The organism is Ralstonia sp. 25C (genome assembly GCF_051904805.1).
Lineage (GTDB): Bacteria > Pseudomonadota > Gammaproteobacteria > Burkholderiales > Burkholderiaceae > Ralstonia.
The window spans coordinates 2,752,364-2,776,106 of the sequence record NZ_CP196737.1; the positions used below are offsets into that span (position 1 = coordinate 2,752,364).

Annotated in this window: 18 protein-coding genes; 2 read left to right on the forward strand and 16 right to left on the reverse strand. The window is 65.7% G+C overall.

The window, feature by feature from the left end; all coding sequences use genetic code 11:
* Positions 1–154: 154 nt before the first annotated feature.
* The 16 genes from lnt to ACS7SF_RS13020 all read right to left on the reverse strand — a co-directional run bounded on the left by lnt (position 155) and on the right by ACS7SF_RS13020 (position 20,492).
* Positions 155–1,666 (reverse strand): apolipoprotein N-acyltransferase, encoded by a 1,512-nt coding sequence (gene lnt, locus ACS7SF_RS12945; protein WP_439892752.1) that lies wholly within the window; start codon positions 1,664–1,666, stop codon positions 155–157.
* Between the two features lie 88 nt (positions 1,667–1,754).
* The gene (locus ACS7SF_RS12950; RefSeq protein WP_439890157.1) at positions 1,755–2,648 is read right to left on the reverse strand and encodes an HlyC/CorC family transporter; all 894 of its coding nucleotides are present in this window, start codon (positions 2,646–2,648) and stop codon (positions 1,755–1,757) included.
* A gap of 162 nt (positions 2,649–2,810) precedes the next feature.
* Positions 2,811–3,959, reverse strand: coding sequence for a hypothetical protein (locus tag ACS7SF_RS12955; protein WP_439890158.1), 1,149 nt, complete (start codon positions 3,957–3,959; stop codon positions 2,811–2,813).
* Positions 3,960–4,332: 373 nt separating this feature from the next.
* A complete protein-coding gene (ybeY, locus tag ACS7SF_RS12960; RefSeq protein WP_439890159.1) occupies positions 4,333–5,151 on the reverse strand; it encodes an rRNA maturation RNase YbeY in 819 nt (272 codons plus the stop codon).
* Positions 5,152–5,153: 2 nt separating this feature from the next.
* Positions 5,154–6,149, reverse strand: coding sequence for a PhoH family protein (locus ACS7SF_RS12965; RefSeq protein WP_439890160.1), 996 nt, complete (start codon positions 6,147–6,149; stop codon positions 5,154–5,156).
* 21 nt (positions 6,150–6,170) lie between these two features.
* Complete coding sequence (gene miaB, locus ACS7SF_RS12970; protein WP_439890161.1) at positions 6,171–7,538, reverse strand: tRNA (N6-isopentenyl adenosine(37)-C2)-methylthiotransferase MiaB; 1,368 nt, start codon at positions 7,536–7,538, stop codon at positions 6,171–6,173.
* 57 nt (positions 7,539–7,595) lie between these two features.
* Entirely contained in the window at positions 7,596–7,997 is a 402-nt protein-coding gene (locus tag ACS7SF_RS12975) for a hypothetical protein (protein ID WP_439890162.1), read from the reverse strand.
* Positions 7,998–8,097: 100 nt separating this feature from the next.
* Positions 8,098–9,108, reverse strand: coding sequence for an NAD(P)/FAD-dependent oxidoreductase (locus ACS7SF_RS12980; protein ID WP_439890163.1), 1,011 nt, complete (start codon positions 9,106–9,108; stop codon positions 8,098–8,100).
* 128 nt (positions 9,109–9,236) lie between these two features.
* Positions 9,237–10,157 carry an OmpW/AlkL family protein gene (locus ACS7SF_RS12985; protein ID WP_439890164.1) on the reverse strand — a complete coding sequence of 307 codons (921 nt, stop codon included), beginning with the start codon at positions 10,155–10,157 and terminating at the stop codon, positions 9,237–9,239.
* 200 nt (positions 10,158–10,357) lie between these two features.
* On the reverse strand, positions 10,358–11,266 hold the full coding sequence (locus ACS7SF_RS12990) for a DUF1571 domain-containing protein (RefSeq protein WP_439890165.1): 909 nt from the start codon (positions 11,264–11,266) through the stop codon (positions 10,358–10,360).
* 21 nt (positions 11,267–11,287) lie between these two features.
* Positions 11,288–13,030, reverse strand: a complete 1,743-nt coding sequence (locus ACS7SF_RS12995; protein ID WP_439890166.1) for an AMP-binding protein — start codon at positions 13,028–13,030, stop codon at positions 11,288–11,290.
* Between the two features lie 86 nt (positions 13,031–13,116).
* Positions 13,117–14,436, reverse strand: coding sequence for an acetyl-CoA C-acetyltransferase (locus tag ACS7SF_RS13000; protein WP_439890167.1), 1,320 nt, complete (start codon positions 14,434–14,436; stop codon positions 13,117–13,119).
* Positions 14,437–14,439: 3 nt separating this feature from the next.
* A complete protein-coding gene (locus ACS7SF_RS13005) occupies positions 14,440–15,360 on the reverse strand; it encodes a MaoC/PaaZ C-terminal domain-containing protein (protein ID WP_439890168.1) in 921 nt (306 codons plus the stop codon).
* Between the two features lie 7 nt (positions 15,361–15,367).
* Positions 15,368–16,780: a 3-oxoacyl-ACP reductase gene (locus ACS7SF_RS13010; protein WP_439890169.1), complete on the reverse strand. Its 1,413-nt coding sequence runs from the start codon at positions 16,778–16,780 to the stop codon at positions 15,368–15,370.
* Positions 16,781–16,811: 31 nt separating this feature from the next.
* Complete coding sequence (locus ACS7SF_RS13015; protein WP_439890170.1) at positions 16,812–19,322, reverse strand: acyl-CoA dehydrogenase; 2,511 nt, start codon at positions 19,320–19,322, stop codon at positions 16,812–16,814.
* A gap of 114 nt (positions 19,323–19,436) precedes the next feature.
* Entirely contained in the window at positions 19,437–20,492 is a 1,056-nt protein-coding gene (locus ACS7SF_RS13020; protein ID WP_439890171.1) for a TetR/AcrR family transcriptional regulator, read from the reverse strand.
* A gap of 528 nt (positions 20,493–21,020) precedes the next feature.
* Here ACS7SF_RS13020 and ACS7SF_RS13025 point away from each other — a divergent pair.
* Together ACS7SF_RS13025 and ACS7SF_RS13030 are read left to right on the forward strand one after the other, a co-directional pair.
* Complete coding sequence (locus ACS7SF_RS13025) at positions 21,021–22,682, forward strand: DEAD/DEAH box helicase (protein ID WP_439890172.1); 1,662 nt, start codon at positions 21,021–21,023, stop codon at positions 22,680–22,682.
* A gap of 5 nt (positions 22,683–22,687) precedes the next feature.
* Positions 22,688–23,731, forward strand: coding sequence for a serine/threonine protein kinase (locus tag ACS7SF_RS13030; protein ID WP_439890173.1), 1,044 nt, complete (start codon positions 22,688–22,690; stop codon positions 23,729–23,731).
* The last annotated feature ends 12 nt before the right edge of the window (positions 23,732–23,743 follow it).

A 23,743-nucleotide genomic window follows, 5' to 3' on the forward strand; every position in this document is an offset into this window, starting at 1 on the left:
TGGTCCGTCGTGGCAACACAGTGCCGCGCGGCGGTGGAATGCAGCGGTGGGCACCGCGCGCTTTGCTGGGGTGCCCACCGTAAAACGTTGAATTTTAGCGTTTTTTGTCAGCCGGCCCGGAAAGTGTCTCGAAAGTCCTCCAGGCGGCCAACGCTCAGTTCGCGCCGGCCCTGCGACGGCGTACGAATGCGATCAGCAGCACCAGCGCGCCCAGCCCAACCGCCGGGGCGTTGCCCACGCGCACAAAGGGCGTCAGCCCTTGTGTGCCTTGCACGTCAGCCTGCAGCGTGCCGAGCGTGAAGACGGGCAGGCGTGCCTGCACGCTGCCGTCCGGGCGCACCACGGCGGTGGCGCCGGTATTGGTGGCGCGCAGCATCGGGCGGCCCGTCTCCAGCGCACGCATGCGCGAGATCTGCAGATGCTGGTCCAGCGCGATGGTGTCGCCGAACCACCCCAGGTTCGTCGTGTTGGCGAGGATCGTGGCCGGCTGATCGGCATGGCGCAGCGAGGCAGCGATCTCCTCGCCGAACAAATCCTCGTAGCAGATGTTGGGCGCAAGATACTGACCAGCAACAGGCATGGGCGGCTGCACGAGCTGGCCGCGCCGGAAATCGCCCAGCGGCATGTTCATCATGTTGACGAACCAGTGGAAGCCAAAGGGGATGAACTCGCCGAAGGGCACCAGGTGGTGCTTGTTGTAGCGGTACACGCCCTGGAACTGCGGGCCGACGCCGAACACGCTGTTGGTGTAGTCCACCGCCGAATCCTGGCTGGCCGCACCGAAGAGCACGCTGGAGCCCGTGGTGTCCACATAGGTGCGGATGGCCAGCGCGATCTCCTGCGGCATGTCCTGAACCATGATCGGGAAAGCCGTCTCGGGCGTGATCACCAGCTGCGCGGGCTTCTCGGTGACCATCTTGGTGTACAGCGCTAGCGAGCGCTCAATGCCGGTCTGCTGGAACTTCACGTCCTGCGGCACGTTGCCCTGCAAGAGACGTACGGAGATCGGCTTGCCCACGGGCTGCGTCCAGGCGACGTTGTGCAGCGGCCAGCCGGCCGCCAGCACGATTGCGCCGATGACAGCCGCCAGCCAGTGCAGCCGGCGCTCCGCAGCGACACACAGCAGGCCGGCCAGTACGGCCGCAATCAACACGATGCCGTACACACCCACTAGCGGCGCGTAGCCGACGAGCGGGCCGTCGGTATGCGCGTAGCCGCCATTGATCCAGGGGAAGCCCGTCCACACGGTGCCGCGCAGCCACTCCACAACAGCCCACGCTGCGCCGAACACCAGCGCTGATGCGGCACCAGACCATCGCCCACGGCGTGTCAGCCACTGCCACGCCCACACCGCCAGCGCTGGATGCAGCGCCAGATAACCTGCGAACAGCAGCACGGCCAGCGCGGCCATCCAGGCTGGCATGTCGCCGTAGACGTGCATGCTGATATAGAGCCACCAGACGCCCGACAGGAACCAGCCGAGCCCAAACGCGTACCCGACCCAGGCCGCATCACGCAGACGCGGCGCGCGCTGCACCAGTGCGGCCAGGCCCGTCAGCGAGAGGATCTGCAGCCACCACCAGTGGTTGGGCGCGAACGACAGCGTATGCATGACGCCCAGCAGGGCCGCCAGCGGCATCGCAAAACGCAGGCGTGCAAGGGGCACCGCAGGCGGCACGGCGGGCGACACAAGCGGAGCATCCTGCCGACGGGAACGGTCGGCAGGGGAAGAGAACTGAGCAGGCACGGAAGAATCAGGCGGGGTGAGAACCGGAGGTGTCGGCGACGGCGTTGCCGCCGGCCGGCGAAGTCATACGGCGTACCAGCAGCACCTGCACCTGGCGTGCATCGGCGCGCAGCACGTCGAATTGCAGCGCACCCATGACGATCTTCTCGCCACGGTGCGGCACGCGGCCCAGGTGGTTGGACAGCAGCCCGCCAATCGTGTCGACGTCTTCGTCGGAGAACTGCGTGCCGAAGGCTTCGTTGAACTGCTCGATTTCGGTCAGGCCGCGCACACGCATGTGGCCATCGGCGGTCGCGAGGATGTTGTCTTCTTCCTCTTCGATGTCGTATTCGTCTTCGATGTCGCCGACGATCTGCTCCAGCACATCTTCGATGGTGATCAGGCCGGCCACGCCACCATATTCGTCGACGACGATGGCGATGTGGTTGCGGTTGACGCGAAAGTCGCGCAGCAGCACGTTCAGGCGCTTGGATTCCGGGATGAACACGGCCGGGCGCAGCATGTCGCGCACGTCGAAGTCTTCATCGGTATAGAAACGCAGCAGATCCTTGGCCAGCAGGATGCCGATGATGTTGTCACGGCTGCCTTCGTAGACGGGGAAGCGCGAATGCGCAGCTTCCTGCACGAAGGGGATGAATTCGGACGGTGCGTCGGCGATGTTCAGCGCATCCATCTGCGCGCGCGGAATCATGATGTCGCGCGCACACAGGTCCGAGACCTGGAAGACGCCTTCGATCATCGACAGGGAGTCGGCGTCGATCAGGTTGCGCGCATGGGCGTCTTGGAGGATTTCGAGCAGCTCGGCCCGCGATTCGGGCTCGGGCGAGATGAGGTCGGTCAGGCGTTCCAGCAGCGAGCGGGGTTTGTCGGCTGGCTTCGGACTGGGATACGGATCATTCATGGCGCGGTCGCGCGTCGTTCAACATCGGGCCAGCATACACCAAAAGATTGGCGATCCAGATGACGCCAGGCGAGCCACGGGCCACCTGAAGTGGATGACGCTGCACTTCAGGTGGCCGGCTCGGGCGGCATGGCTGGGGCGCGCTGCCGAAGGGGGTAACGGTCAGTCGCTGCCGTCCTTGTCGCCTGGGTGATGGTGACCGTCGCTGCCGGGGTTTGCGCCGCCCTCGTCACCGTGGTGGTCGTTGCCATCATTGCCACCATCGTGGTGGGTGCCGGGGTCATCGCCGCCGCCTCGGTCGTCGTGGCCGTGGTCCTCGTCGTGGTCGGGGTGGCCACCTCGGTCGTGATGGCCATGGTCGTTGTCATGGTGGCCGTCGCCGCCGTGATCATGGTCGTCGTGATCGTCCCCATGGTGCCCGTGGTTGCCATTGCCATGGTGGTCGTGATCGCCGTGACCATCGCCACCGTGGTCATGGTCGCCACCTCCGCCATGGTCATGGTCACCATCGCCGCCGCGGTCGTGATCGCCGCCGTGATGTCCACCGTGGTGGCCGTCATGGTCGTGATCGTGATCGTGGTCATGGTCATGGTGATGGTGATGGCCGTGATCGTGATGCCCGCCGTGATGATGACCACCATGGTCACCGCCATGGCAGCTTCCGCAGGGGGAGGGGACCGGGGCGGGGCTTGGGGTCGGCGTTGGAGTTGGGGTTGGAGTCGGCGTCGGGCTTGGGCTCGGACTCGGACTCGGCGACTTGCCTGGCGTCGGAGTGGGGGCTGGCGCGTTGTTGTTCGTGGGCGGGGGCGGCGTGATGTTGTTGGCCGTCGCGGGTGCCGGTGTCGTGACCGGGTCGTGCGTGTTGCCGTGATACCGGCCCAGGGTGCTGGCGCCGGCGTAGGCGGTCCAGCGGCCGGCGATCTCTTTGTCTACGCCGCCTAGCCAATGGTCACCCGTGACGCCGACGCCCACCAGGGTCTTGCTGCTCGCGAAATCGTATCCACCCCCGATCAGCGCCTGCACGCTGGTGCTGCCGACCACGGCCTGCACACGCGGCCGGATCGTGCCCTGCGCGATCATGAGGTTCACTTCGGCGCCGACCACGTTGTTGCTGTCGGACACATTGACGGTGCGACAGCCCACCACCGCACCCGGGTGCCATGCACCGTCAAACACAACGACGATGCCCGCGTAGCACGATTGCTTGTGATCCGCATGGGCGATGCGCGGCGTGACCGCGAGCGCAGTGCCGACTCCCACGCCGACGAGCAGCGTGGTCCACGGAATGCTGTCCATGAAGCGTTGACGCATGATGACCTCCCCGCGGGGCCGTGCCCGTCTGTGCGTGGGTTGGCCCATGGCGCTCGTTTGCGCCGACGTTCGTTGAGCTCGCTCGAGTGGCGGCTTATGCGTGGAGGATAGGAATCGCTACGGCAAAACCCATGCGCCGTATGGAGAACGGCGGGGGTGCCGGATGGCCGACCACCGTTGCGCAGCGCATGCGTGGTTTGACCGGCGCGGCCATGCGCCAAATGGCGGAGGAAACCCCGTAAACCGTTGTGGGGATTGGATCTGCGGCTACGCAGGTTGATTCAGCGTTGAAACGGCTTGCTGCAGAAATGGAACACGCAACAAGCAAAACGCCGGCGCGAGGCCGGCGTTGAGCATGCGGGACGGTGCTTCTTCAGCGGTCCGCGTATGGATCGGCAAAACCAAGCTCGCCGAGAATCTGCGTTTCGATGCCTTCCATCTCTTCGGCATCGGCCGGGTCTTCATGGTCGTAGCCTTGCGCATGCAGCGCGCCGTGCACGATCAGGTGCGCGTAGTGTGCGAGCAGCGGCTTCTTCTGTTCCTTCGCATCCTTCTCGACGACCGGGCAGCACAGCACGACGTCGGCCGAGACGGGGTCGTCTTCCTTCTCTGCGTACGAGAAGGTCAGCACGTTGGTGGCGTAGTCCTTGCCACGGTACGTGCGGTTGAGCGTGCGGCCTTCTTCTTCGCCGACAAAGCGCACGTTGAGCTGCGCATCGGCAAACAGCGCCGGGGCGATCCACGCTTCGATGTCCTGCTCCTTGGGCAGTGCCTTGCGCGCGGCGGCCTTGAGCTCGTCGCCGTACTGGACGGTCAGGTCGAGCGTGAGCATCTCCGCGTCGTCGATGGCTTCGCGGCCGTTGTTCCAGAACGTGTCGTCGAGGTCTTCGGTGCGCTCGGTTTGGACCGGTTCGGCTTCAATACGGAGCGTGACGCTGTCGTGGTGCTCCGGGCGCAGCGACAGCATGGCGTTCGTGTTGGTGTCCGAGTGTTCGGCGACGAGGGTGATGGCGCCATCGGCAGTGTCGGGCACGCTGATGATCAGGCTGCGGCCGTCGGCAAAGGCGATGCGCACGGCGCTGGCATCCACCGTCTTGGGTTTGCCCTTGGCGTCGAACACGTCGACGCGCGGGCCGAACGACTCGGCGGCTTCGGGTTGGGTCTTCTTGGTTTTGGTTTTAGCTTTGGCCACGTTCAGGCGTCCTTGTGCTGTGCATGGAATTCGTCATAAGCCTCGACGATGCGGGCCACCAGGGGGTGCCGCACCACGTTGACGCTGGTAAAGCGCGTCATCGCCACGCCGCGCACGTCACGCAGCACGTGCTGTGCTTCGATCAAGCCGCTCTTCTGGCCGCGCGGTAGGTCGATCTGCGTCGTGTCGCCGGTAATCACGGCCTTGGAGCCGAAGCCGATCCGCGTGAGGAACATCTTCATCTGTTCCGGCGTGGTGTTCTGGGCTTCGTCCAGGATGATGAAGGCATGGTTGAGCGTGCGCCCGCGCATGTACGCAAGCGGCGCAATCTCGATCATCTGGCGCTCGAACATCTTCTGCGTCTTGTCGAAGCCGAGCAGGTCGTACAGCGCGTCGTACAGCGGGCGCAGGTACGGATCGACCTTCTGCGCGAGGTCGCCGGGCAGGAAGCCCAGGCGTTCGCCGGCTTCCACGGCCGGGCGCGTCAGCACGATGCGCTTGATGGCGTCGCGCTCGAGCGCATCCACCGCGCAGGCCACCGCCAGATACGTCTTGCCCGTACCCGCCGGGCCGATGCCGAACGATAGATCGTGCGAGAGGATGCTGCGCAGGTACTCGCGCTGCATCGGCGTGCGGCCATGCAGATCCGTGCGCCGCGTATGCAGCACCGGCGACAAGTCCTTGCCATCAGGGGCCTCGGCGCTGATCGATTCCGGCAGGTAGCTGCCGTGAGCGGCCACCTGACGGGTTTCCACCAGGCCGAGCTGGATATCGTCCACCGACAGCGGATCGCGCGCAGCGTTGTAGAATGTCTCCAGTGCGTTGGCCGCGCCTTGTGCGTTGGCCCCGCGCACGGTGAACTTGCTGCCGCGCCGGTTGATGGTCACGTCCAGCGCCTGCTCGATCTGGCGCAGGTTTTCGTCCAGCGGCCCGCACAGGTTCTGCAGGCGTGCGTTGTCGTTCTTGGGCGCGGTGAATTCAGCGGTGCTCGGTTTCATCCAATCCGTCTGTGTTGATGATCAGTGGGTCACGCGGTCGTCGTTTGCGACAACCTCACCGCGCAGCGAATGCGGGAAGGCATGCACGATGCGCACATCCAGCATCTGGCCGATCAGTTGGTCGCGGCGCGCCTGCGGCAGGTCAGGCAGAGCGAAGTTGACCACGCGGTTGTTCTCGGTGCGGCCGTGCAGCTCGGTCGGGTCCTTGCGCGACGGGCCTTCCACGAGGATGCGCTGCGTGCTGCCGACCATGCTTTGGCTGATGCGTGCAACGTTCTCTTCGATGGTCGCCTGCAAATGTTTCAGGCGTTCGAGCTTGACGGCCTGCGGCGTATCGTCGTGCAGGTTGGCCGCAGGCGTGCCGGGGCGCGGGCTGTAGATGAAGCTGAACGAGGTGTCGTAGCCGATGTCGTGAATCAGGTCCATCGTCTTGGCGAAGTCCGCATCGGTCTCGCCCGGGAAGCCGACGATGAAGTCGGTGGCGATGGAGATGTTGGGTCGGATCGCGCGCAGCTTGCGGATGCTGCTCTTGTATTCGAGCACCGTGTAGCCGCGCTTCATCGCCATCAGGATGCGGTCGGAGCCGTGCTGCACGGGCAGGTGCAGGTGGTCGACCAGCTTCGGGTTGGTGGCGTAGGCTTCGATCAGGCGCGAGGAGAATTCCTTCGGGTGGCTGGTCGTGTAGCGGATGCGCTCGATGCCGGGAATTTCGGCCACGTATTCCAGCAGCAGGGCGAAGTCAGCACGCTCGCTGGTATCGCCCATCTTGCCGATGTAGGCGTTGACGTTCTGGCCCAGCAGCGTGACTTCGCGCACGCCTTGCTCGGCCAGGCCGGCCACTTCGGCCAGCACGTCGTCGAACGGGCGCGAGACTTCCTCACCACGCGTATAGGGCACCACGCAATAGCTGCAGTACTTCGAGCAGCCTTCCATGATCGACACGAAGGCGGTCGCGCCTTCCACCCGGGCGGGCGGCAGGTGGTCGAACTTTTCGATCTCGGGGAAGGACACGTCGACCTGCGAGCGGCCGGTGCGGCGACGCGCGGCGATCAGGTCCGGCAGGCGGTGCAGCGTCTGCGGGCCGAAGACGACGTCCACGTAAGGCGCGCGCGCCACGATGGAAGCCCCTTCCTGGCTGGCCACGCACCCGCCCACGCCGACCACGAGGTCCGGCTTGAGCGCCTTAAGTGCCTTCACGCGGCCGAGTTCGGAGAACACCTTCTCCTGCGCCTTTTCGCGCACGGAGCACGTGTTGAAGAGGATCACGTCCGCATCTTCGGGCGTGTCGGTGGGGACGAGACCTTCAGCCGCGTTGAGCACGTCGGACATCTTGTCCGAGTCGTACTCGTTCATCTGGCAGCCGTAGGTTTTGATGAAGACTTTTTTCATGTGCCGTTCACAGTGGTTGACCTGGGGGCACGTGCTTCGTGGGGCTTTCTGTTCTGACTACTGGGACTGGGCCTGTGCGGCCACCGCAGCGTTGTAGTCGTCATCGCTGACAACCCAGGCCGTCAGCAACTGCCGATACAGGTCGAGCTGATAGCGCACCTTGAACGTCTGGCCGACCACCGAAGCGGGCGGCAGCAGACGCCCGTCCAGCGACAGGATCCGCACGCCCGGGGCGAAGTTGATCTCCGCGCTACTGCTGGTCAGGCCGAGCAGAAGGATGCGGACCACGCCGGTGCTGCCGGTACTCAGCGTGCCAGTGCTGGCCGAGTTCACGGTCAACTGGGCCGCCGGGGCGTTCGCCGGAATATTGCGCAGCACCTGCGCGTGGGCGGACAGCATTGGCACCGATGCCGCAACGGCAGCAAAGGCTAGGGCGAGGACTTGGCGTCGGGTACGCATGGCGTCGTCAGAGGAAAGCCACCGCCGGGTGAGCGACCCGGCACACGAAACACGAGACAACCCGACATTGTAACGCTCGGTGGCGCCCGGTGGCTCCTCTCTACAGCGATTCGGCGATCTTTGCGGCCAGCGCCACACCACTGAGGAAGGCGGCTTCCACGCGGGGGCCTTCGCACCAGTCACCGCAGGCGCCAAGGCGGGCGGCGGCATCCCAATGGCAGGGCAGGCCGGCGGCCTGTTCCACCAGCGCATGCGGCCACAGGTAGGCGGCCATGACATCGGGCTCGGGCGTGCCGGGAAAGGCCTCGGCAAAGCGCGCGTGCATGGCGTGCAGCGCTTGCTCGGGCGTGTCGTTGGCGTGTGCAGCAGACCAGGCGGGGGACGCATGCACCACCCAGGACTCGTCGACCATCACACGGCCCGGCTTGGCGTTGTCGCGGGCAGCCCAGGCGAGCATGTCGTCGTCGATGCGGATGCCGTCGTACGGCAGGTTCAGCGGTTGCGCAAAGCCCATCATCAGCGCCCAGCACGGGGCGTAGCGCACCGGCGCGATGATCTCTTGCAGCGAAGCCGGCGTGGCACCGTGAAAGAGCGCCGGTAACTCGGGTGCGGGCAGGGCCAGGGCGACGATGTCGGCGTGTTCGGTGCTGGTGCCAGTACCGGTGCCGTTGCGCTCGATCGTCCAGTGCCGCCCCTCGTGTGCGATGCGCGTGACGGCGTGGCCAAAGCGCACGTCCAGCGGCGTGGCGAGGCTGCGCACCAGTGCGCCCATGCCCGGCAGGCCGACGTAGCGGGCTTCGTCACGCGTATCCGCTTGCAGCGTATCGGCGGTGCGATGCCCCCAGCGCGCGGGCCATGGCAGGACGGAGCCTTGTCGGCCGGCCGCATCCACCGCGCGGCGGAAGGCCTCGCTGCGCACGTTGAACGACTGCGCACCATGGTCGAATGCGTACGCTGGGGCACCTTCGGGCAACACCGTGGTCGCCAGCCGGCCACCCACGCCACCCGCGCGCTCGTAGACGGTGGCAGCGATGCCCTCCGCGGCAAGCGCGTTGGCACAGGCAACACCGGCAATACCGGCTCCGACGATGGCGATGGAAGGCTGGGTCATGGACGAGGTGGGTTAAGCAGGCGAGGGATGGGTCAGCAGAATCCCGCCATCATATCGACTCTATTGCTCCATGCCCCAATGAAAAACGCCACCCGGAGGTGGCGTTTGCGATTGAGCAACCCGGCGGCTCAGAACTTGTAGCCGATCGCCAATCCAAACACGAGCGGGTCGACCTTGATGTCGGTCTTGTTGGTGGCCAGCACCTGACCCTGTTGGCTGCGGATCGTGATGGTCAACGTGGTCTTCAGCGGCAGGTACGACACCGTGCCGATGGCGGACCAGTTCTTGGCGAACTCATACGACACGCCGACGCTGGCCACCGGCGTCCAGGAACTGGAGGTCTCGGCCGTCACCTTGGCCGGGCCGGTCGGCACCTGGCCCATGCCAAGTTGCAGCACCTGCCCCAGGTTCTGCATGGCGTTCACGAAGTTGGAGTTCAGGCGCAGGTTGGTGAAGAAGTTGTAGCTGACGCCGCCGCCGACGAACGGACGGACCTTGCTCTCCTTGGTGCCGAAGTAGTACTGCGCGACGATCGTCGGGCTCCACTCGCGCACCGTGGCAACCGGGTTGTTCTGCGGCAGGCCCAGGTTGATCAGCGTCAGCGGTCCGATCACCGGCACCGGCGCGATCACGTTGCCGCTGCCGTACAGGTTGAACTTGGGCGGCACGCCACCCACGAAGGTCCCGGCGATGTTGTCGTTGAAGAAGTGCGTGAACGTGACCGACAGCGTGTTGGCGTTGCTGACCTTCACATCGGTCCCCGGCGACTGGTACGTGCCCAGACCCAGGGCGCTGGTCGTGGTGGTCAGCGGCGTGGCCGAATCCATCGGGCGGATGTAGAACCAGCCCACCGCCATGACGTTACGGCCCCAGACGTAGTCGTCCATGAATTGCCCGAATCCGCCGCCACCGGAGCTGCCCGAGCCGGTGCTGGCACTTGCAGCGACGTTGGACTCTGCGGTGGATTGCGCGTGAGCAGCGGAGGCTGCGAGGGTGCTGACAGCAGCGCAGGCAAGGGCTGCGGCAAAGCGGCGGGCGGTGCGGTTCATGTGGTTGTCTCTCTGGATGGAATTGTTATTTCGCCTAAGTGTGGCGATTTGTGTTTCCGCAGCATAACGCAGCGATTTCTCTGCGTTCGTTGAAGCTTTCCTCTAGCTGGTACGCACGCAACAAGGGTTTGCCCTAGTCATGTTTGAAGCCGTCCGCCAACCGGCGGAGCCTTGGTGCACAACGGTCTGCGGGTGGGGTTTCAAAACTTGTATTCCGGGTTCTTTGGGTTGAAGGTTTGGTCGTTCCACGTTTTGCGCGTCACGCTTTCAATGGCAATTTTTTCAAGCGGGTTGCCCGATGCATCCCATGATTCTTCAACACGGACCCACGGGTTTTTGAGATCAAAGAACAGCCGTACACGCTTGGCGTAGAACGCGGGTGGCCCGGTGGGCGAATCCCAGGTCAGGGCCAGCATGCGTTCACCGCTTTCGGTCACCACGCGGGCTTCGTTGAACTTGCCGGTCTCGCCGGCGGCAACGTGGGCGCGGCCATCGCGCTCCACGGTATCGACGATGAACTGCAGCCCCAGCTCGCGCGCGGTGTGGTTCGACTGCGATTTGGCGAGCTGCCCGTCGAGCGCGCTCCAGATGGCCGCGAAGCCGAAGACGCCGCCCAGGTGGCCATACATCTCGTCTTTGCGCACGGTTTCGTCGTAGATGATTTCCTGGCCCGCGTGCGCGCCGCCCTTGAGCCAGCGCGCATAGATCTGGCGCGGCGCGTGGCGGTAGCGCACCAGCATGAGTGACGGCTGACTTTGCCATTGGTCCTTCACGCGTTCTTGGCGGCGCATGCGGTATTCGTATTCCGGCAGATTGGCCACCTCGGCCTTGAGCCAGCGCACCAGCGTTTCGGGCTTCATGGCTTGCGCCATGGCGAGGATGTCGTCGTCAGCCCAGTTGGCGAATGCGTTGGCGTGGACCTGCGTGCTGAGCCACGCAGCCTGTCTGCTGATGTCCATGGCGGCAAAGGCTGCAATGGCGGCGGACTGCGAGGCCGGCGTCGCCACCGCCACCGAAGATGCAACGGGTGCGGAGCCATCCGGGGTCTGGGCCCAGCTTGGGACGCAACAAGCCAGCGCCGTCATCAGGGCAACAGTGCGTGCACGCATGCGAGTCTCCTGGTTGGCGCGTTATTGCGGTACCTGTGCCGCGCGGGCGCGCTGGATGTCCGGATCGGCATCGCGCAGTTCGCGCCGCAGGATCTTGCCCACCGTCGACTTGGGCAGCTCTTCGTGGCGGAATTCGACGATGCGCGGCATCTTGTAGCCGGTCAGATGCGCGCGGCAGTGTTCGAGCAGCGCGGCTTCCGTCAATGCTCTGGTGCGGGGGACCACGATGATCTTCACGCGTTCGCCTGCCACCGGGTCGGGCACGCCAATGGCCGCCACCTCCAGCACCTCCGGGTGGAGTGCCACCACGTCTTCGATCTCGTTCGGATACACGTTGAAGCCCGAGACGAGGATCATGTCCTTCTTGCGGTCGATCAGGCGGATATAGCCGTTGGCGTCCATCACGCCGATATCGCCGGTGGAGAACCAGCCATCCGCATCGATGACCTTGGCGGTTTCCTCTGGGCGCTGCCAGTAGCCGCGCATGACCTGGGGGCCGCGGACCTGCAATTCGCCGGGTTCGCCCAAGGGGGCGATGGTGCCGTCGTCGCGTTTGAAACGCACTTCGGTGGAGGGCGCCGGCAGCCCGATCGTGCCGCTGAATTCGGTGATGTCCGGCGGGTTCATTGACACGACGGGCGAGCATTCCGTCAGCCCATACCCTTCCACGATGGTGTGGCCGGTGACCTTCTTCCAGCGCTCCGCAATGGCACGCTGCACCGCCATGCCGCCGCCGATGGTGATCTTCATCGCAGAGAAATCGCGCTTGGCAAACTCGGGGTCTTCCAGCAGCAGGTTGAACAGCGTGTTGACGCCCGCAATGCCGGAGAAGCGCTCCTTTCGCAAGATGAAGAGCACCCGTTTGGTATCGCGCGGATTGGCGATGAGGATGTTGCGCCCGCCCATGGTCATGAACATCAGCAGGTTCACCGTGAGCGAGAAGATGTGATACAGCGGCAGCAGCGTGACGTTGGTCTCCGCGCCGCCGGTGAGCATGCTCTTGGACCACTCCTCTGCCTGCAGCAGGTTGGCGATGATGTTGCGGTGGGTGAGCATCGCGCCCTTGGCCACGCCGGTGGTGCCGCCGGTGTATTGCAGGAAGGCAATGTCTCCCGATGCCAGTTGCACCGGCTGCAGCGCCCGCGAGCGCCCCGCGGCCAGCGCTTCGCGCAGCCAGATCGGCGCGGGCAGCGTGTACGGTGGCACTTGCTTCTGCACATGCCGCATCACGAAGTTCAGCGCACGGCCTTTGAGGTTGAACGCGCCACCCATCAGGTCGCCAATGCCGGTGATGACGATGTTGCGGACCTGCGTGCCCGGCAGCGCCTGCTCCAACGTGCGCGCAAAATTTTCCAGCACGACGATGGTCTGCGCGCCGGAATCGCGCAGCTGGTGGGCCAGCTCCGGCACCGTGTACAGCGGATTCACGTTGACGACGATGGCGCCGGCCAGCAGCGTGCCGAATAGGCACACCGGATACTGCAGGCTGTTGGGCAGCATGATCGCCACGCGGTCGCCTTTCTTCACGCCGCGCGACTGCAGCCATGCCGCGAAGTGCTTGGCCTGCTGTTCGCATTCGCCGTAGGTCATTTCCGTGCCGACGCTCACGTAGGCGACACGCGTGCGGTACTTCTCCACCGATTCGCGAAACACCTCGACCAGCGAGTGATAGCGGTCGGGGTTGATCTCCGCAGGTACGCCTTCGGGATACGACTTCAGCCAGATGCGGTCGGTCAGATTGCTGCGGTCGGCAACGGTGTTCATGGTGTCTCCGTCCATGAAACGCGGCATGTTTTCGTTATGCGCCGCGCGGGTTTTTTGAGGCGGGCCGTTCCCGTTGGCCCATTGGTTCACTGCGACATGTTTTCAGGGCGCTCCAGGATGGCGACGACGCCTTGCCCGCCCGCCGCGCAGATCGACACCAGCCCGCGCCCGCTGCCGCGTTGCGCCAGCATCTTGGCGAGCGTGGCGACAATGCGCCCGCCCGTGGCGGCAAACGGGTGGCCGGTGCCGAGCGAGCTGCCGTTCACGTTGAGTTTGTTGCGGTCGATGCTGCCCATGGGGGCGCTGCGGCCGAGCTTTTCGCGGCAGTACTCGGGCGATTCCCAAGCGGCCAGCGTGCACAGAACTTGTGCAGCGAAGGCTTCGTGGATCTCGTAATAGTCGAAGTCCTGCAGCGTCAGGCCCGCGCGCTGCAGCATGCGCGAGACGGCATAGGCCGGCGCCATCAGCAGGCCCTCGTTCTGCTCGGGCGTGCCGCTGAAGAAATCGACGGCGGCCGTATCGGCGCACGTCATGTAGGCGAGCACTGGCAGGTTGTGCGTGCGCGCCCAGTCTTCACTGGCGAGCAGCACGCACGATGCGCCATCGGTGAGCGGAGTGGAATTGCCTGCGGTCATGGTGCCGCTGGCGCCGCGGTCGAACACGGGTTGCAGCTTGGCCAGTTGTTCGATGGTGAGGTTGCTGCGCAGGTTGTTGTCGCGATCCAGCCCGAGGTGGGCGGTCATCAGATCGGTGAAGAAGCCGCGTTCATAGGCTGCGGTCAGGTTCTGGTGGCTGCGCAGCGCGAGGGCATCCTGGTCTTCGCGGCGGATGCCCCAGCGCTTGGCCATCAGCTCGCAGTGTTCGCCCATCGACAGGCCCGTGCGGGGCTCGCTGTTGCGCGGCAGCAGTGGGCGCACGAACATCGACGGGCGCAGCCCGGCCAGGGCCTTGATGCGCGCGCCGGTGGACTTGGCGCGGTTCGCCTCCAGCAGGATCTTGCGCATCTTTTCGTTCAGGCCGACGGGCGCGTCGGAGGTGGTATCCGTGCCGCCCGCAATGCCTACGTCGATTTGCCCGAGGGCGATCTTGTTGGCGACGAGGATGGCCGCTTCCAGCCCCGTGCCGCACGCTTGCTGCACGTCGTATGCGGGCGTCTGCTTGGCGAGCGTGGTGGAGAGCACTGTCTCGCGTGCCAGGTTGAAATCGCGCGCGTGTTTGATGACGGCACCGGCGACGACTTCGTCCAGACGCATGCCGTGCAGGTTGAAACGATCGATTAGGCCCTGCAGCGCGGCGGTCAGCATCTGCTGGTTCGACGCCGTGGCGTAGGCCGTGTTCGAGCGGGCGAACGGAATGCGGTTACCTCCAAGGATGGCGACGCGGCGCACCTGCGCATTGACGAGCATTGATCAATCTCCAGTATTTTCTTGTTGTGCTGGCGGCAGCGTCAGCATGCCGCGCAGATAAGGTTTGTCGCCGGCAGCGTTGCGCACCTCAAACGCGCGGCTGGGTGTGGCCTGCTCGGCTTGCCATAGCGTGGCGGAGCCGGGCAGCGACAGCGGTGTCTTGAACTCGGCTGTCACCTCGCCTGCCATGAGCGGCGCGGCCGGCAGCAACGCGGCCAGTGCGCGCGCCTTGGTCCACATGCCATGCGCGATAGGGTGCGCAAAGCCGAACAGCTTCGCGCCGATGCTCGACACGTGGATGGGGTTCCAGTCGCCGGACACCTCTGCGTAGCGGCGCCCGGTGTCTGCGGGGGCATCCCAGCGGCCATCGGGCGACAGGTCGGGCGCGACCGGCAACGCAATCAACGGCGCACCCTGCGGCGACTGCACGCCCACACGCAAGTAGGTGGAGAGCGATTCCCACACCACCGCGCGCGCCTTGAGGATGGTCGTCTCAATGGCGAACGCCTGCCCGCGCGCATGCTGGAACAGCCGACGCGGGCGCACCTCCACGCGCACGCGCTCGCCGATCCGCAAACGCTGGTGCTGGCGGATCGTGTTGCACAGGTGCACCAGGCCGATCACTGGATACGGAAATGCCGATTCCGTCATCAGCATGAGTTGCAGCGGAAAGCCCAACAGATGCGGATACGTCATCGGCACCCCATGGGCGGGCGAGAACCCGCACACCGCGGCGTATTGCGCGATGTGCGCGGCGTCCAGCGGCACCTCCTGGCGCACCAGCGTGTGGCGCGGCAGCGGGCCACCGCGCTTGCCCTTGCGTTGCGACAGCAGCGCGCGCCAGGCCAATGCCCCCGGCGACGGCGGCTCGGTTACGAGTGTCTGCGTCGCGGTCATCGGACAGGACAAGGCCAGCGTGCGCATGGTCGTCTCAAGCTCCGAGCAGGCTCTGCCCGCACACGCGGACGATGTTGCCTGTGACGCCGTTCGATGCGGGGTTCGCAAACCACGCAATTGTCTCGGCCACGTCGACGGGTTGGCCACCCTGGCTCATGGCGTTCATGCGGCGGCCCGCCTCGCGAATGGCAAACGGCACGGCGGCCGTCATCTGCGTTTCGATAAAGCCCGGCGCGACAGCGTTGATGGTGATGCCGCGTTCTGCCAACAACGGTGCGCCAGCTTGCACGAGGCCGATCACGCCGGCCTTGGACGTCGCGTAGTTCGTCTGCCCCAGGTTGCCCGCAATGCCGCTGATGGACGAGACACAGACGATGGCACCACCCGCACGCAGCGCATTGGCCGCCAGCAGCGCCTCGTTGATGCGCAACTGCGCGGTGAGGTTGATGTCGAGCACGCCGCGCCACGCGGGTTCGGTCATGCGGGCGATGGTCTTGTCGCGCGTGATGCCGGCGTTGTGCACGAGGATGTCGATGCCGCCGAGGGCGGTGAGTTGCTGTGCGAGCAAGGCCGGCGTTTCCGCCGCCGCAATGTCATACGCCAACGCTTCACCGCCGATCTCTTGGGCGACGGCGTTGAGGCTGTCCTGTGCGGCGGGCACGTCCAGGCACAACACGCGTGCGCCGTCGCGCGCCAGCACCTGCGCAATGGCCGCGCCGATGCCGCGCGAAGCGCCGGTCACGAGCGCGGTACGCCGGGCCAGCGGCTTCTGCCAATCCACGGAGACTGGCGCTGCCGCATGCACCCGCACCACCTGGCCCGATACATAAGCGGAGCGCGCCGACAGCAGAAAGCGCAAGGTCGACGCCGCCACATGCTCCGCACCCTCAGCCACGTAGACAAGCTGCGCTGTGCAGCCGCGTCGGACTTCCTTGCCTAGCGACCGGGTCAAGCCTTCCAGCGCGCGTTGTGCAATCGCAGCTTCCGATGTCTTGCAGGTTTCCGGCGGGCGTCCAATCACGACGATGCGGCCGCAGCGACCGATGGCCCGCACGCCGTCATGGAACACGTGATACAGCGCGTCGAGTCCGTCGACTGAGACGATGCCCGTCGCGTCAAAGACGATGCCGCCAATGCGGTCAAACGCATCGCCGTCCTTGCCCGTGGGTGCAACAAAGCGGCCCGTGATCTGCCCGTGCCGGTTGGCTACACCGAGCCACTCCGGGTCGCTCTCGTGAAAGCGCGTCGGCACGCCGATCTCCGCGAACAGGGCGGCGAGCGTTTCGCGCATGGCGCCCCCGGGTGCCACGGCCACCAGGAAGGGGCCGACGAATTCCGGCTCGCCAGCGCGATAGCGGCGCAGCGGTACCGGCTGCGGCAGGCCAAGGTTGGCCGACAGCCACTTGCCGAAACCGGAACCGACGAAATCGAGATACTTGTCTTGCATCGTTGTTGTTGTCTTGTTTGATGTCGCGCCGTCAAGCCGCCCGACGTTCCGCCGCCTGCAGCGCATCGAGCGCATCCTTACGGCGCTGCAGATCGGCCAGCAGGTTGAAGTCGGGCGGGAAGTCATCCACGGCGACGGCGTGTTCGCCGTAGCGCGCGTAGTCGCACAGTTGCTTGCGTTCGGCCTCGTCGATGAGGCCCTGTGCCGCCGCTTGCGCGGTCCACGTTTCGAAATCCGGCAGGCTTTGCGGCACGGGCGGCAGCTTGCCTTCTCGGATGGCGGGTTTCAAGCGTTGTTCGATGGCGTCGACCGCCGGTTGCAGGCGGAAGGCGGCTTCGCCGTAGGCAATCGGGTCGATTTCAGGCGTCGGGCAGTAGGAATCGGCCAGCAGGCGATCGCGCGCGGTGCCTGGCGTCTGCATCAGTTCGGCCACTTGCGCGGCCAGTGCGTCAGACGGTTTTCGATACGGCGCACCGAACGGGAAGATCATCGCGCGCAGCAGCCCCGCCACGCCGCGGTTCGGGAAGTTCGCCAGCACGCCGTCGAGCGCGTCTTGCGCGCGCACCAACGCGTCTTGCACAGACCAGTGCACCAGCGGCGCATCTTCCGCCGGGCGGCCCTCGTCTTCAAAACGCTTGAGCGCCGACGAAACCAGATACATCTGCGAAAGGATGTCGCCCAGCCGGCCGGTGATGCTCTCGCGGCGCTTGAGCGTGCCGCCCAGCGTGAACATCGACACGTCGGCCAGCAGCGCCAGCGCGGTCGAGAAGCGGTTGACGGCCTGGTAGTGGCGCTGCATTTCGGGCGCCGCATTCGATGGTGCTGGTGCCACGCGCCCGCCTGACAGCGCATGCAGGAACGCGCGCACAAAATTGCCCGCGATGAACGCCCCGTGGCCGAACAGCGCCGTATCGAACGCACGCAGCGTCTCGGGCGAATCGGCACCCTGCGCAGCCGTCATCTCGCGCAGCACATACGGATGGCAGCGGATCACACCCTGCCCGAAGATAATCAGGCAGCGCGTCATGATGTTCGCGCCTTCCACCGTGATGGCGATCGGCACCTGCTGATACGCACGCGCCAGGAAGTTGTTCGGCCCCATGCAGATGCCCTTGCCGCCCACGATGTCCATCGCATCGTTGACCACATCGCGCGCACGTTCGGTGACGTGGTACTTGGCAATGGCGGAGATGACCGAGGGCTTCTCGCCCAGGTCCACGGCCAGCGCAGACAGGCGCCGCGCCGCATCCATCATGTAGAGGTTGCCGCCCATGCGGCCGAGCGCTTCCTGAATGCCCTCGAACTTGCCGATGGGCGTGCGGAACTGGCGGCGCACGGCGGCATACGCACCGGTGCTGCGCACGGCAATCTTCGACAGCCCCACGTTGGACGACGGCAGCGAGATCGCGCGACCCGCCGCCAGGCATTCCATCAGCATGCGCCAGCCACGGCCCACCTGCGCCTGCCCGCCAATCACCCAGCCGATGGGGATGAATACATCCTTGCCCCAGTTCGGGCCGTTCTGGAACACCGCGTTCAGCGGCCAATGGCGGCGGCCGATGTTCACGCCCGGATGCTTGGTCGGGATGAGTGCGCAGGTGATACCGGGTTCTTTGTCGCTGCCAAGCAGGCCATCCGGATCGACCGCGCGGAAGGCCAAGCCGAGCACCGTCGCGATCGGTCCGAGCGTGATGTAACGCTTGCTCCAGGTCACGCGGAAGCCCAGCGTCTCGCGGCCCTCGTGGATGCCTCGGCAGACCACACCCACGTCGGGGATGGCGGCTGCGTCGGACCCCGCATACGCGTTGGTCAGTGCAAAGCAGGGGATCTCTTCACCGCGGGCGAGGCGCGGCAGGTAGTGGTTCTTCTGCGCTTCGGTGCCGTAGTGCAGCAGCAGTTCGGCCGGGCCCAGCGAGTTGGGCACCATCACCGACACAGCGGCTGCAGAACAGCGCGTCGACAGCTTCATGATGACCTGCGAATGCGCGTACGCCGAGAAGCCTTTGCCGCCGTATTCCTTCGGAATGATCATGCCGAGGAAGCCTGAGCGCTTGGCATAGGCCCACGCCTCGGGGGACATGTCCTGCCAGATCTGCGTGCTCTCCCAGTCGTTGGCAAGGTCGCAGAGTTTTTCGGTTTCAACGTCGAGGAACGACTGTTCTTCGGGCGACAAGCGCGGCTGCGGCGAAGACAGCAACCGCGACCAATTCGGTCGGCCGGAGAAAAGCTCGGCGTCCCACCAGACCGTGCCCGCCTCAATGGCGTCGCGTTCGGTCTCCGACATCTCCGGCATGATCTTGCGGAACATCGCCAGCACCCGGCGCGTGATGAGTGCGCGGCGGAGCGGCTTCAGCGTGAACACGAGCGCTGGCAGCACGAATACGATGGCAAGTACCGTGGTCATCACCGGGCCGACCAGGCCGAGCCAAGCGCCGGCCACCAGCCACACGCCGGTGGCGATCAACCAAGCAAATGCCGAGGCTTCCAGGCTGGCGAGCCCGAGCACGCCGATGCCAAGCAGGACGATCCAGATCGCCGTCATGAGGGTCTCCATTCGCTGCGTTCCTGCGCCGGATGTTTCGAACATGCGGCGCGTGCCGAATGCCGGAGCGACTCCCGTGCCTGGGCGCGGGAGCGCCGCGCGGCGTCTGCGTGATCAGGCGCCGGGGCTGCGCCAGGGGCGCATCGGATTGGCCGGGAAGATTGCGCGGGCAGCATTGCTGCGCCGGATGGCCAGCGCCCGGGTGCGCGCGGTGGGGGCGGCGCCGCCGTCGCCATCGTCCGGGTGATCGTCGTCCGCATCCTCGCCGAGGTCGTCTTGCGCATCAGCGGTGGCGCCGGCGCGGGCGCCGGGCGTGCGGCCGAACAGATCGCCCGAGAATGGTGAGGTGGTGGCTGGTGCTGTGCTGCGTTCGGTGGCGCGGCCGTTGCCGTGACCGGCTTGGCGCGTGGAGCCGCCGTGGCCGTTGCCTTCGCTGCCATTGGGCGCATCGTTGGCCTGAGCCGCGGGGGTGGGTGCCTGCGCTTCGGCCAGTTCGACCACCTGGTCTAGCGCGCCGGCTTCGCCCGGCAACGGAGCGTTGAGCGTGGCCACCACCAGCGCCGTGAGTCGCGCCAGCAGCGAGGCATCGGTCATCGGCTTGCCCTGCGTGAACATCGGTAGCAGGTTGTTGAGGTCATCGGCCGCCAGCACGCCGGCGAGCGCCTTGAGCGAGAAGTGCAGGCGCCAGCCGAGCTCAGCGCGTGGGACGTGCGGCAGCGCGTTTGAGAACGCTTCGAAGAATCGACCGAACACTGGCGCGTAGTGCCCGAGCAGATAGTTCTGCACAAACGGCGAAGTGTCGGAATACACGCGCCCCATCAGACGCAGGAATGCGGGGCCGCCGGTGTCGGGGTTGCGCGCCATCTGCAGCGCCGGTACGAACAGTGCGCCGAGCACGTGGTCGCAGGTGAGCTGTTCCTTGGTCCAGCGCTCTTCGCACGCCGTGAGCAGCGCCAGCCGGCGCGTGTTGAGCGGATCGAGCCGGCGCCCAAGCACCGACTGCATCAACGCTTCCTTGCTGCCGAAGTGATAGTTGACCGCCGCCAGATTGACCTTGGCGCGCGCCGTGATCTGCCGCAACGACATCGCCTCGTAGCCGAACTCGATGAACAGCAGTTCGGTGGCCTCAAGAATGCGGCCCTTGGTGTCACCTGCTCCAGGACGTCCCATGTCTCCAACCTCGTGTTTTTTGGTCCGATATCGGCGTCGATTGCTGCACTGCAGCGCTCGAACGAACGATTCAAACATGTGTATTTGTGTTGCCAGGGCATGTTAGGAACAGACGTTTGAAAACGCCAAGCGAGCAATTCGAGCGAACCCTCTAGAGCCGGGGATTTGCCCCGGCGTGGCTCGTAGTTGTTGATACGGAGAGTGAGTGTGCGCAAACATCGAGGGCGCTAAAGCCATGTTTGCGCAGCCGCGATCGGGTCCGCCAATCGGCTGAAGCGGCGCTTGAAGCGGACTAACGAGCACTGCGGCGTTGTGTGCACATCGACTGTGGCGCGGGGGCGCGCTGCCTTCGACTTGGCGTGCCCCAACATCGCAAAACGGCGTCGCGACACGGCACCCTGTTAAACTAGCGCCCTTCTTGCAGTCCATGCAGTCCCCGGGGTCCAGTCGCCCCGTCACCTACCCAGGCTTTGTCCACGATTGGCGCACGAACGAATGCGCGGGACACGCCGGTCCAATCGCTTTTCCATGTCGTTTTCCGAACTCGGCTTGTCAGACAAGCTGGTACGTGCCGTGGCCGAACTCGGCTACACCGAACCCACTCCGATTCAACGCCAGGCCATCCCTGCAGTCCTTAAGGGCGGTGACCTGCTCGCCGGTGCACAGACCGGCACCGGCAAGACCGCCGGTTTCACGCTGCCGCTGCTGCACCGTCTCTCTGCCACGCAGCCGAACAAGGTGCAGACGCCCAGCGGCATGCGCTTCCCGATCCGCGCGCTGGTGCTCACCCCCACGCGTGAACTCGCCGCGCAGGTGGAAGAAAGCGTGCGCGCTTATGGCAAATACCTGCCGCTGAAGTCGATGGTGATGTTCGGCGGCGTTGGCATCAACCCGCAGATCGACGCGCTCAAGCGCGGTGTCGACATCGTCGTGGCCACGCCGGGCCGTCTGCTGGACCACGTAGGCCAGCGGACCATCGACCTGTCGCACATCGAACTGCTGGTGCTGGACGAAGCTGACCGCATGCTCGACATGGGCTTCATCCACGACATCCGCAAGATTCTCAACATCCTGCCGCCCAAGCGTCAGAACCTGCTGTTCTCGGCGACGTTCTCGGACGACATCCGTGAACTCGCCGACCGCCTGCTCGACAAGCCGGCCCTGATCGAAGTCGCGCGCCGCAACACCACGGCCGAGACGGTCGAGCAACGCATCTACCCGGTCGACCGCGAGCGCAAGCGCGAACTGCTCGCCAAGCTCGTGCGCGACAACGACTGGCACCAGGTGCTGGTCTTCACGCGCACCAAGCACGGTGCAAACCGCCTGGCCGAACAGCTCACGCGCGACGGTATTCCCGCGCTGGCGATCCACGGCAACAAGAGCCAATCCGCGCGCACGCGTGCGCTGTCGGAGTTCAAGGCCAACACGCTGCGCGTGCTGGTCGCCACCGACATCGCCGCGCGCGGTATCGACATCGACCAACTGCCACACGTCGTCAACTTCGACCTGCCGAACGTGCCGGAAGACTACGTGCACCGCATCGGCCGTACGGGCCGCGCGGGTGCGCAGGGTGAGGCGATCTCGCTGGTCTGCGTGGATGAGCACGGCCTGCTGCGCGACATCGAACGCCTGATCAAGCGCGAACTGCCGCGCACCGTGCTGGAAGGCTTCGAGCCGGACCCGAGCATCGCGCCGGAGCCGATTCCGAATGGCCGCAACTCGGCCGGCCGCGGCGGTAATGCGCGGGGTGGTCGTCCGGGCGGTGGTCGCAGCCAGCAACCGCGCCAAGCTGCCGGTGGCAACGCTGCACCGCGCGAGCCACGTGCTCCGCGTGAGCCTCGGGAACCGCGTCGTGAGTTGACCGGCAATGGTCAGGGCCAAGGTCAGGGCCAAAGCCAAGGTCAGGGTCGCAACGGCGGCGGCAGCCGCCAACGACAAGCACAAGGCCAGCGCGATGGCCAGACAGCACCGAAGCCGCAGGGCGGCCATCGCAACGGCGCGGGCAACGGTCAATCGCAGGGACGTGGTCAGCGCCAGGGCCAGGCGCAAGGCAACGGGCAGGGCGGTCAGCGTCGTGCCTCGAGCACGCAAGCGGCACAACCGGCTCAGAAAGCCGCGCAGCCGGCCAAGCAACCATTCAACGGCCTGTTCGCCAAAGCCGCTGCATTGCTGGGCGGCCGCAAAGGCTGACATTCATGCATGGTAGCGACGACAGCGGCCAACCCGCATCCGCCGACGCCCCATACGATGGCCTGACGCCCGACAGCATCCTCGATGCGCTGGCGCAGGTCGGGCTGACGTCGGACGGCCGCATGTTCGCGCTCAACAGCTACGAGAACCGCGTCTACCAGGTCGGCGTGGAAGACAGCGCGCCGGTGGTGGTCAAGTTCTACCGCCCTGGCCGCTGGAACGACGCGCAGATCGTCGAGGAGCACGCGTTCACCGAGGAACTCGCCGCCGCTGAGATCCCCGTGATCGCGCCGCTGGCAATAGACGGCCGCACGCTGCACGCCTTCGAGCGCTGGCACTTCGCAGTCTTCCCGCGTTGCGCCGGCCGTGTGCCCGCGATTGATCGCGACGACACGCTCGAATGGATGGGCCGCTTCCTCGGCCGCATCCACGCTGTTGGCGCACAACGCCCCTTCATGGCGCGGCCCGCACTCGACATCGACACCTTCGGCGTGCAGTCGCGCGATTGGCTGCTCGAACACGACTTCATCCCACCTGATCTGCTGCCCGCCTGGCGCAGCGTGGCCGATGCCGCGCTCGACGGCGTGCGCCGTTGCTACGACCGTGCAGGCGACGTTTCGCTGCTACGTCTGCACGGCGACTGCCACGCCTCCAACGTCCTCTGGATCGAAGAGGGCGACGCCAAGCAAGGCGATCCGCTACGCAGCGCTGGCCCGCACTTCGTCGACTTTGACGACAGCCGCACCGGCCCCGCCGTGCAGGATCTGTGGATGCTGCTCTCGGGCGATCGCGCATCGATGCAATCGCAGCTCGCCAGCCTGCTGGCCGGCTATGAGGATTTCTGCGAATTCGACACGCGCGAGTTGTATCTGGTGGAAGCGCTACGCACGCTGCGCCTGCTCCACTACAGCGCGTGGTTGGCGCGTCGTTGGAATGACCCGGCGTTCCCTGCCGCGTTTCCGTGGTTCAACACGCAACGCTATTGGCAGGACCGGGTCTTGGAATTGCGCGAGCAGATCGCGCTGTTGGACGAACCGCCGCTCTGGTGAAAACGAGCGGCG

Coding starts and splice junctions, on each gene's coding strand:
- ACS7SF_RS12975 (WP_439890162.1), bottom strand. CDS start 7,997: ATGCGTACCCGACGCCAAGTCCTCGCCCTAGCCTTTGCTGCCGTTGCG.
- ACS7SF_RS12985 (WP_439890164.1), bottom strand. CDS start 10,157: ATGAACCGCACCGCCCGCCGCTTTGCCGCAGCCCTTGCCTGCGCTGCT.
- ACS7SF_RS13015 (WP_439890170.1), bottom strand. CDS start 19,322: ATGACGGCGATCTGGATCGTCCTGCTTGGCATCGGCGTGCTCGGGCTC.
- ACS7SF_RS13010 (WP_439890169.1), bottom strand. CDS start 16,780: ATGCAAGACAAGTATCTCGATTTCGTCGGTTCCGGTTTCGGCAAGTGG.
- ACS7SF_RS12955 (WP_439890158.1), bottom strand. CDS start 3,959: ATGCGTCAACGCTTCATGGACAGCATTCCGTGGACCACGCTGCTCGTC.
- miaB (WP_439890161.1), bottom strand. CDS start 7,538: ATGAAAAAAGTCTTCATCAAAACCTACGGCTGCCAGATGAACGAGTAC.
- ACS7SF_RS13000 (WP_439890167.1), bottom strand. CDS start 14,436: ATGCTCGTCAATGCGCAGGTGCGCCGCGTCGCCATCCTTGGAGGTAAC.
- ACS7SF_RS12965 (WP_439890160.1), bottom strand. CDS start 6,149: ATGAAACCGAGCACCGCTGAATTCACCGCGCCCAAGAACGACAACGCA.
- ACS7SF_RS13025 (WP_439890172.1), top strand. CDS start 21,021: ATGTCGTTTTCCGAACTCGGCTTGTCAGACAAGCTGGTACGTGCCGTG.
- ACS7SF_RS12950 (WP_439890157.1), bottom strand. CDS start 2,648: ATGAATGATCCGTATCCCAGTCCGAAGCCAGCCGACAAACCCCGCTCG.
- ACS7SF_RS13030 (WP_439890173.1), top strand. CDS start 22,688: ATGCATGGTAGCGACGACAGCGGCCAACCCGCATCCGCCGACGCCCCA.
- ACS7SF_RS13020 (WP_439890171.1), bottom strand. CDS start 20,492: ATGGGACGTCCTGGAGCAGGTGACACCAAGGGCCGCATTCTTGAGGCC.
- ACS7SF_RS13005 (WP_439890168.1), bottom strand. CDS start 15,360: ATGCGCACGCTGGCCTTGTCCTGTCCGATGACCGCGACGCAGACACTC.
- ACS7SF_RS12990 (WP_439890165.1), bottom strand. CDS start 11,266: ATGCGTGCACGCACTGTTGCCCTGATGACGGCGCTGGCTTGTTGCGTC.
- ACS7SF_RS12980 (WP_439890163.1), bottom strand. CDS start 9,108: ATGACCCAGCCTTCCATCGCCATCGTCGGAGCCGGTATTGCCGGTGTT.
- ACS7SF_RS12995 (WP_439890166.1), bottom strand. CDS start 13,030: ATGAACACCGTTGCCGACCGCAGCAATCTGACCGACCGCATCTGGCTG.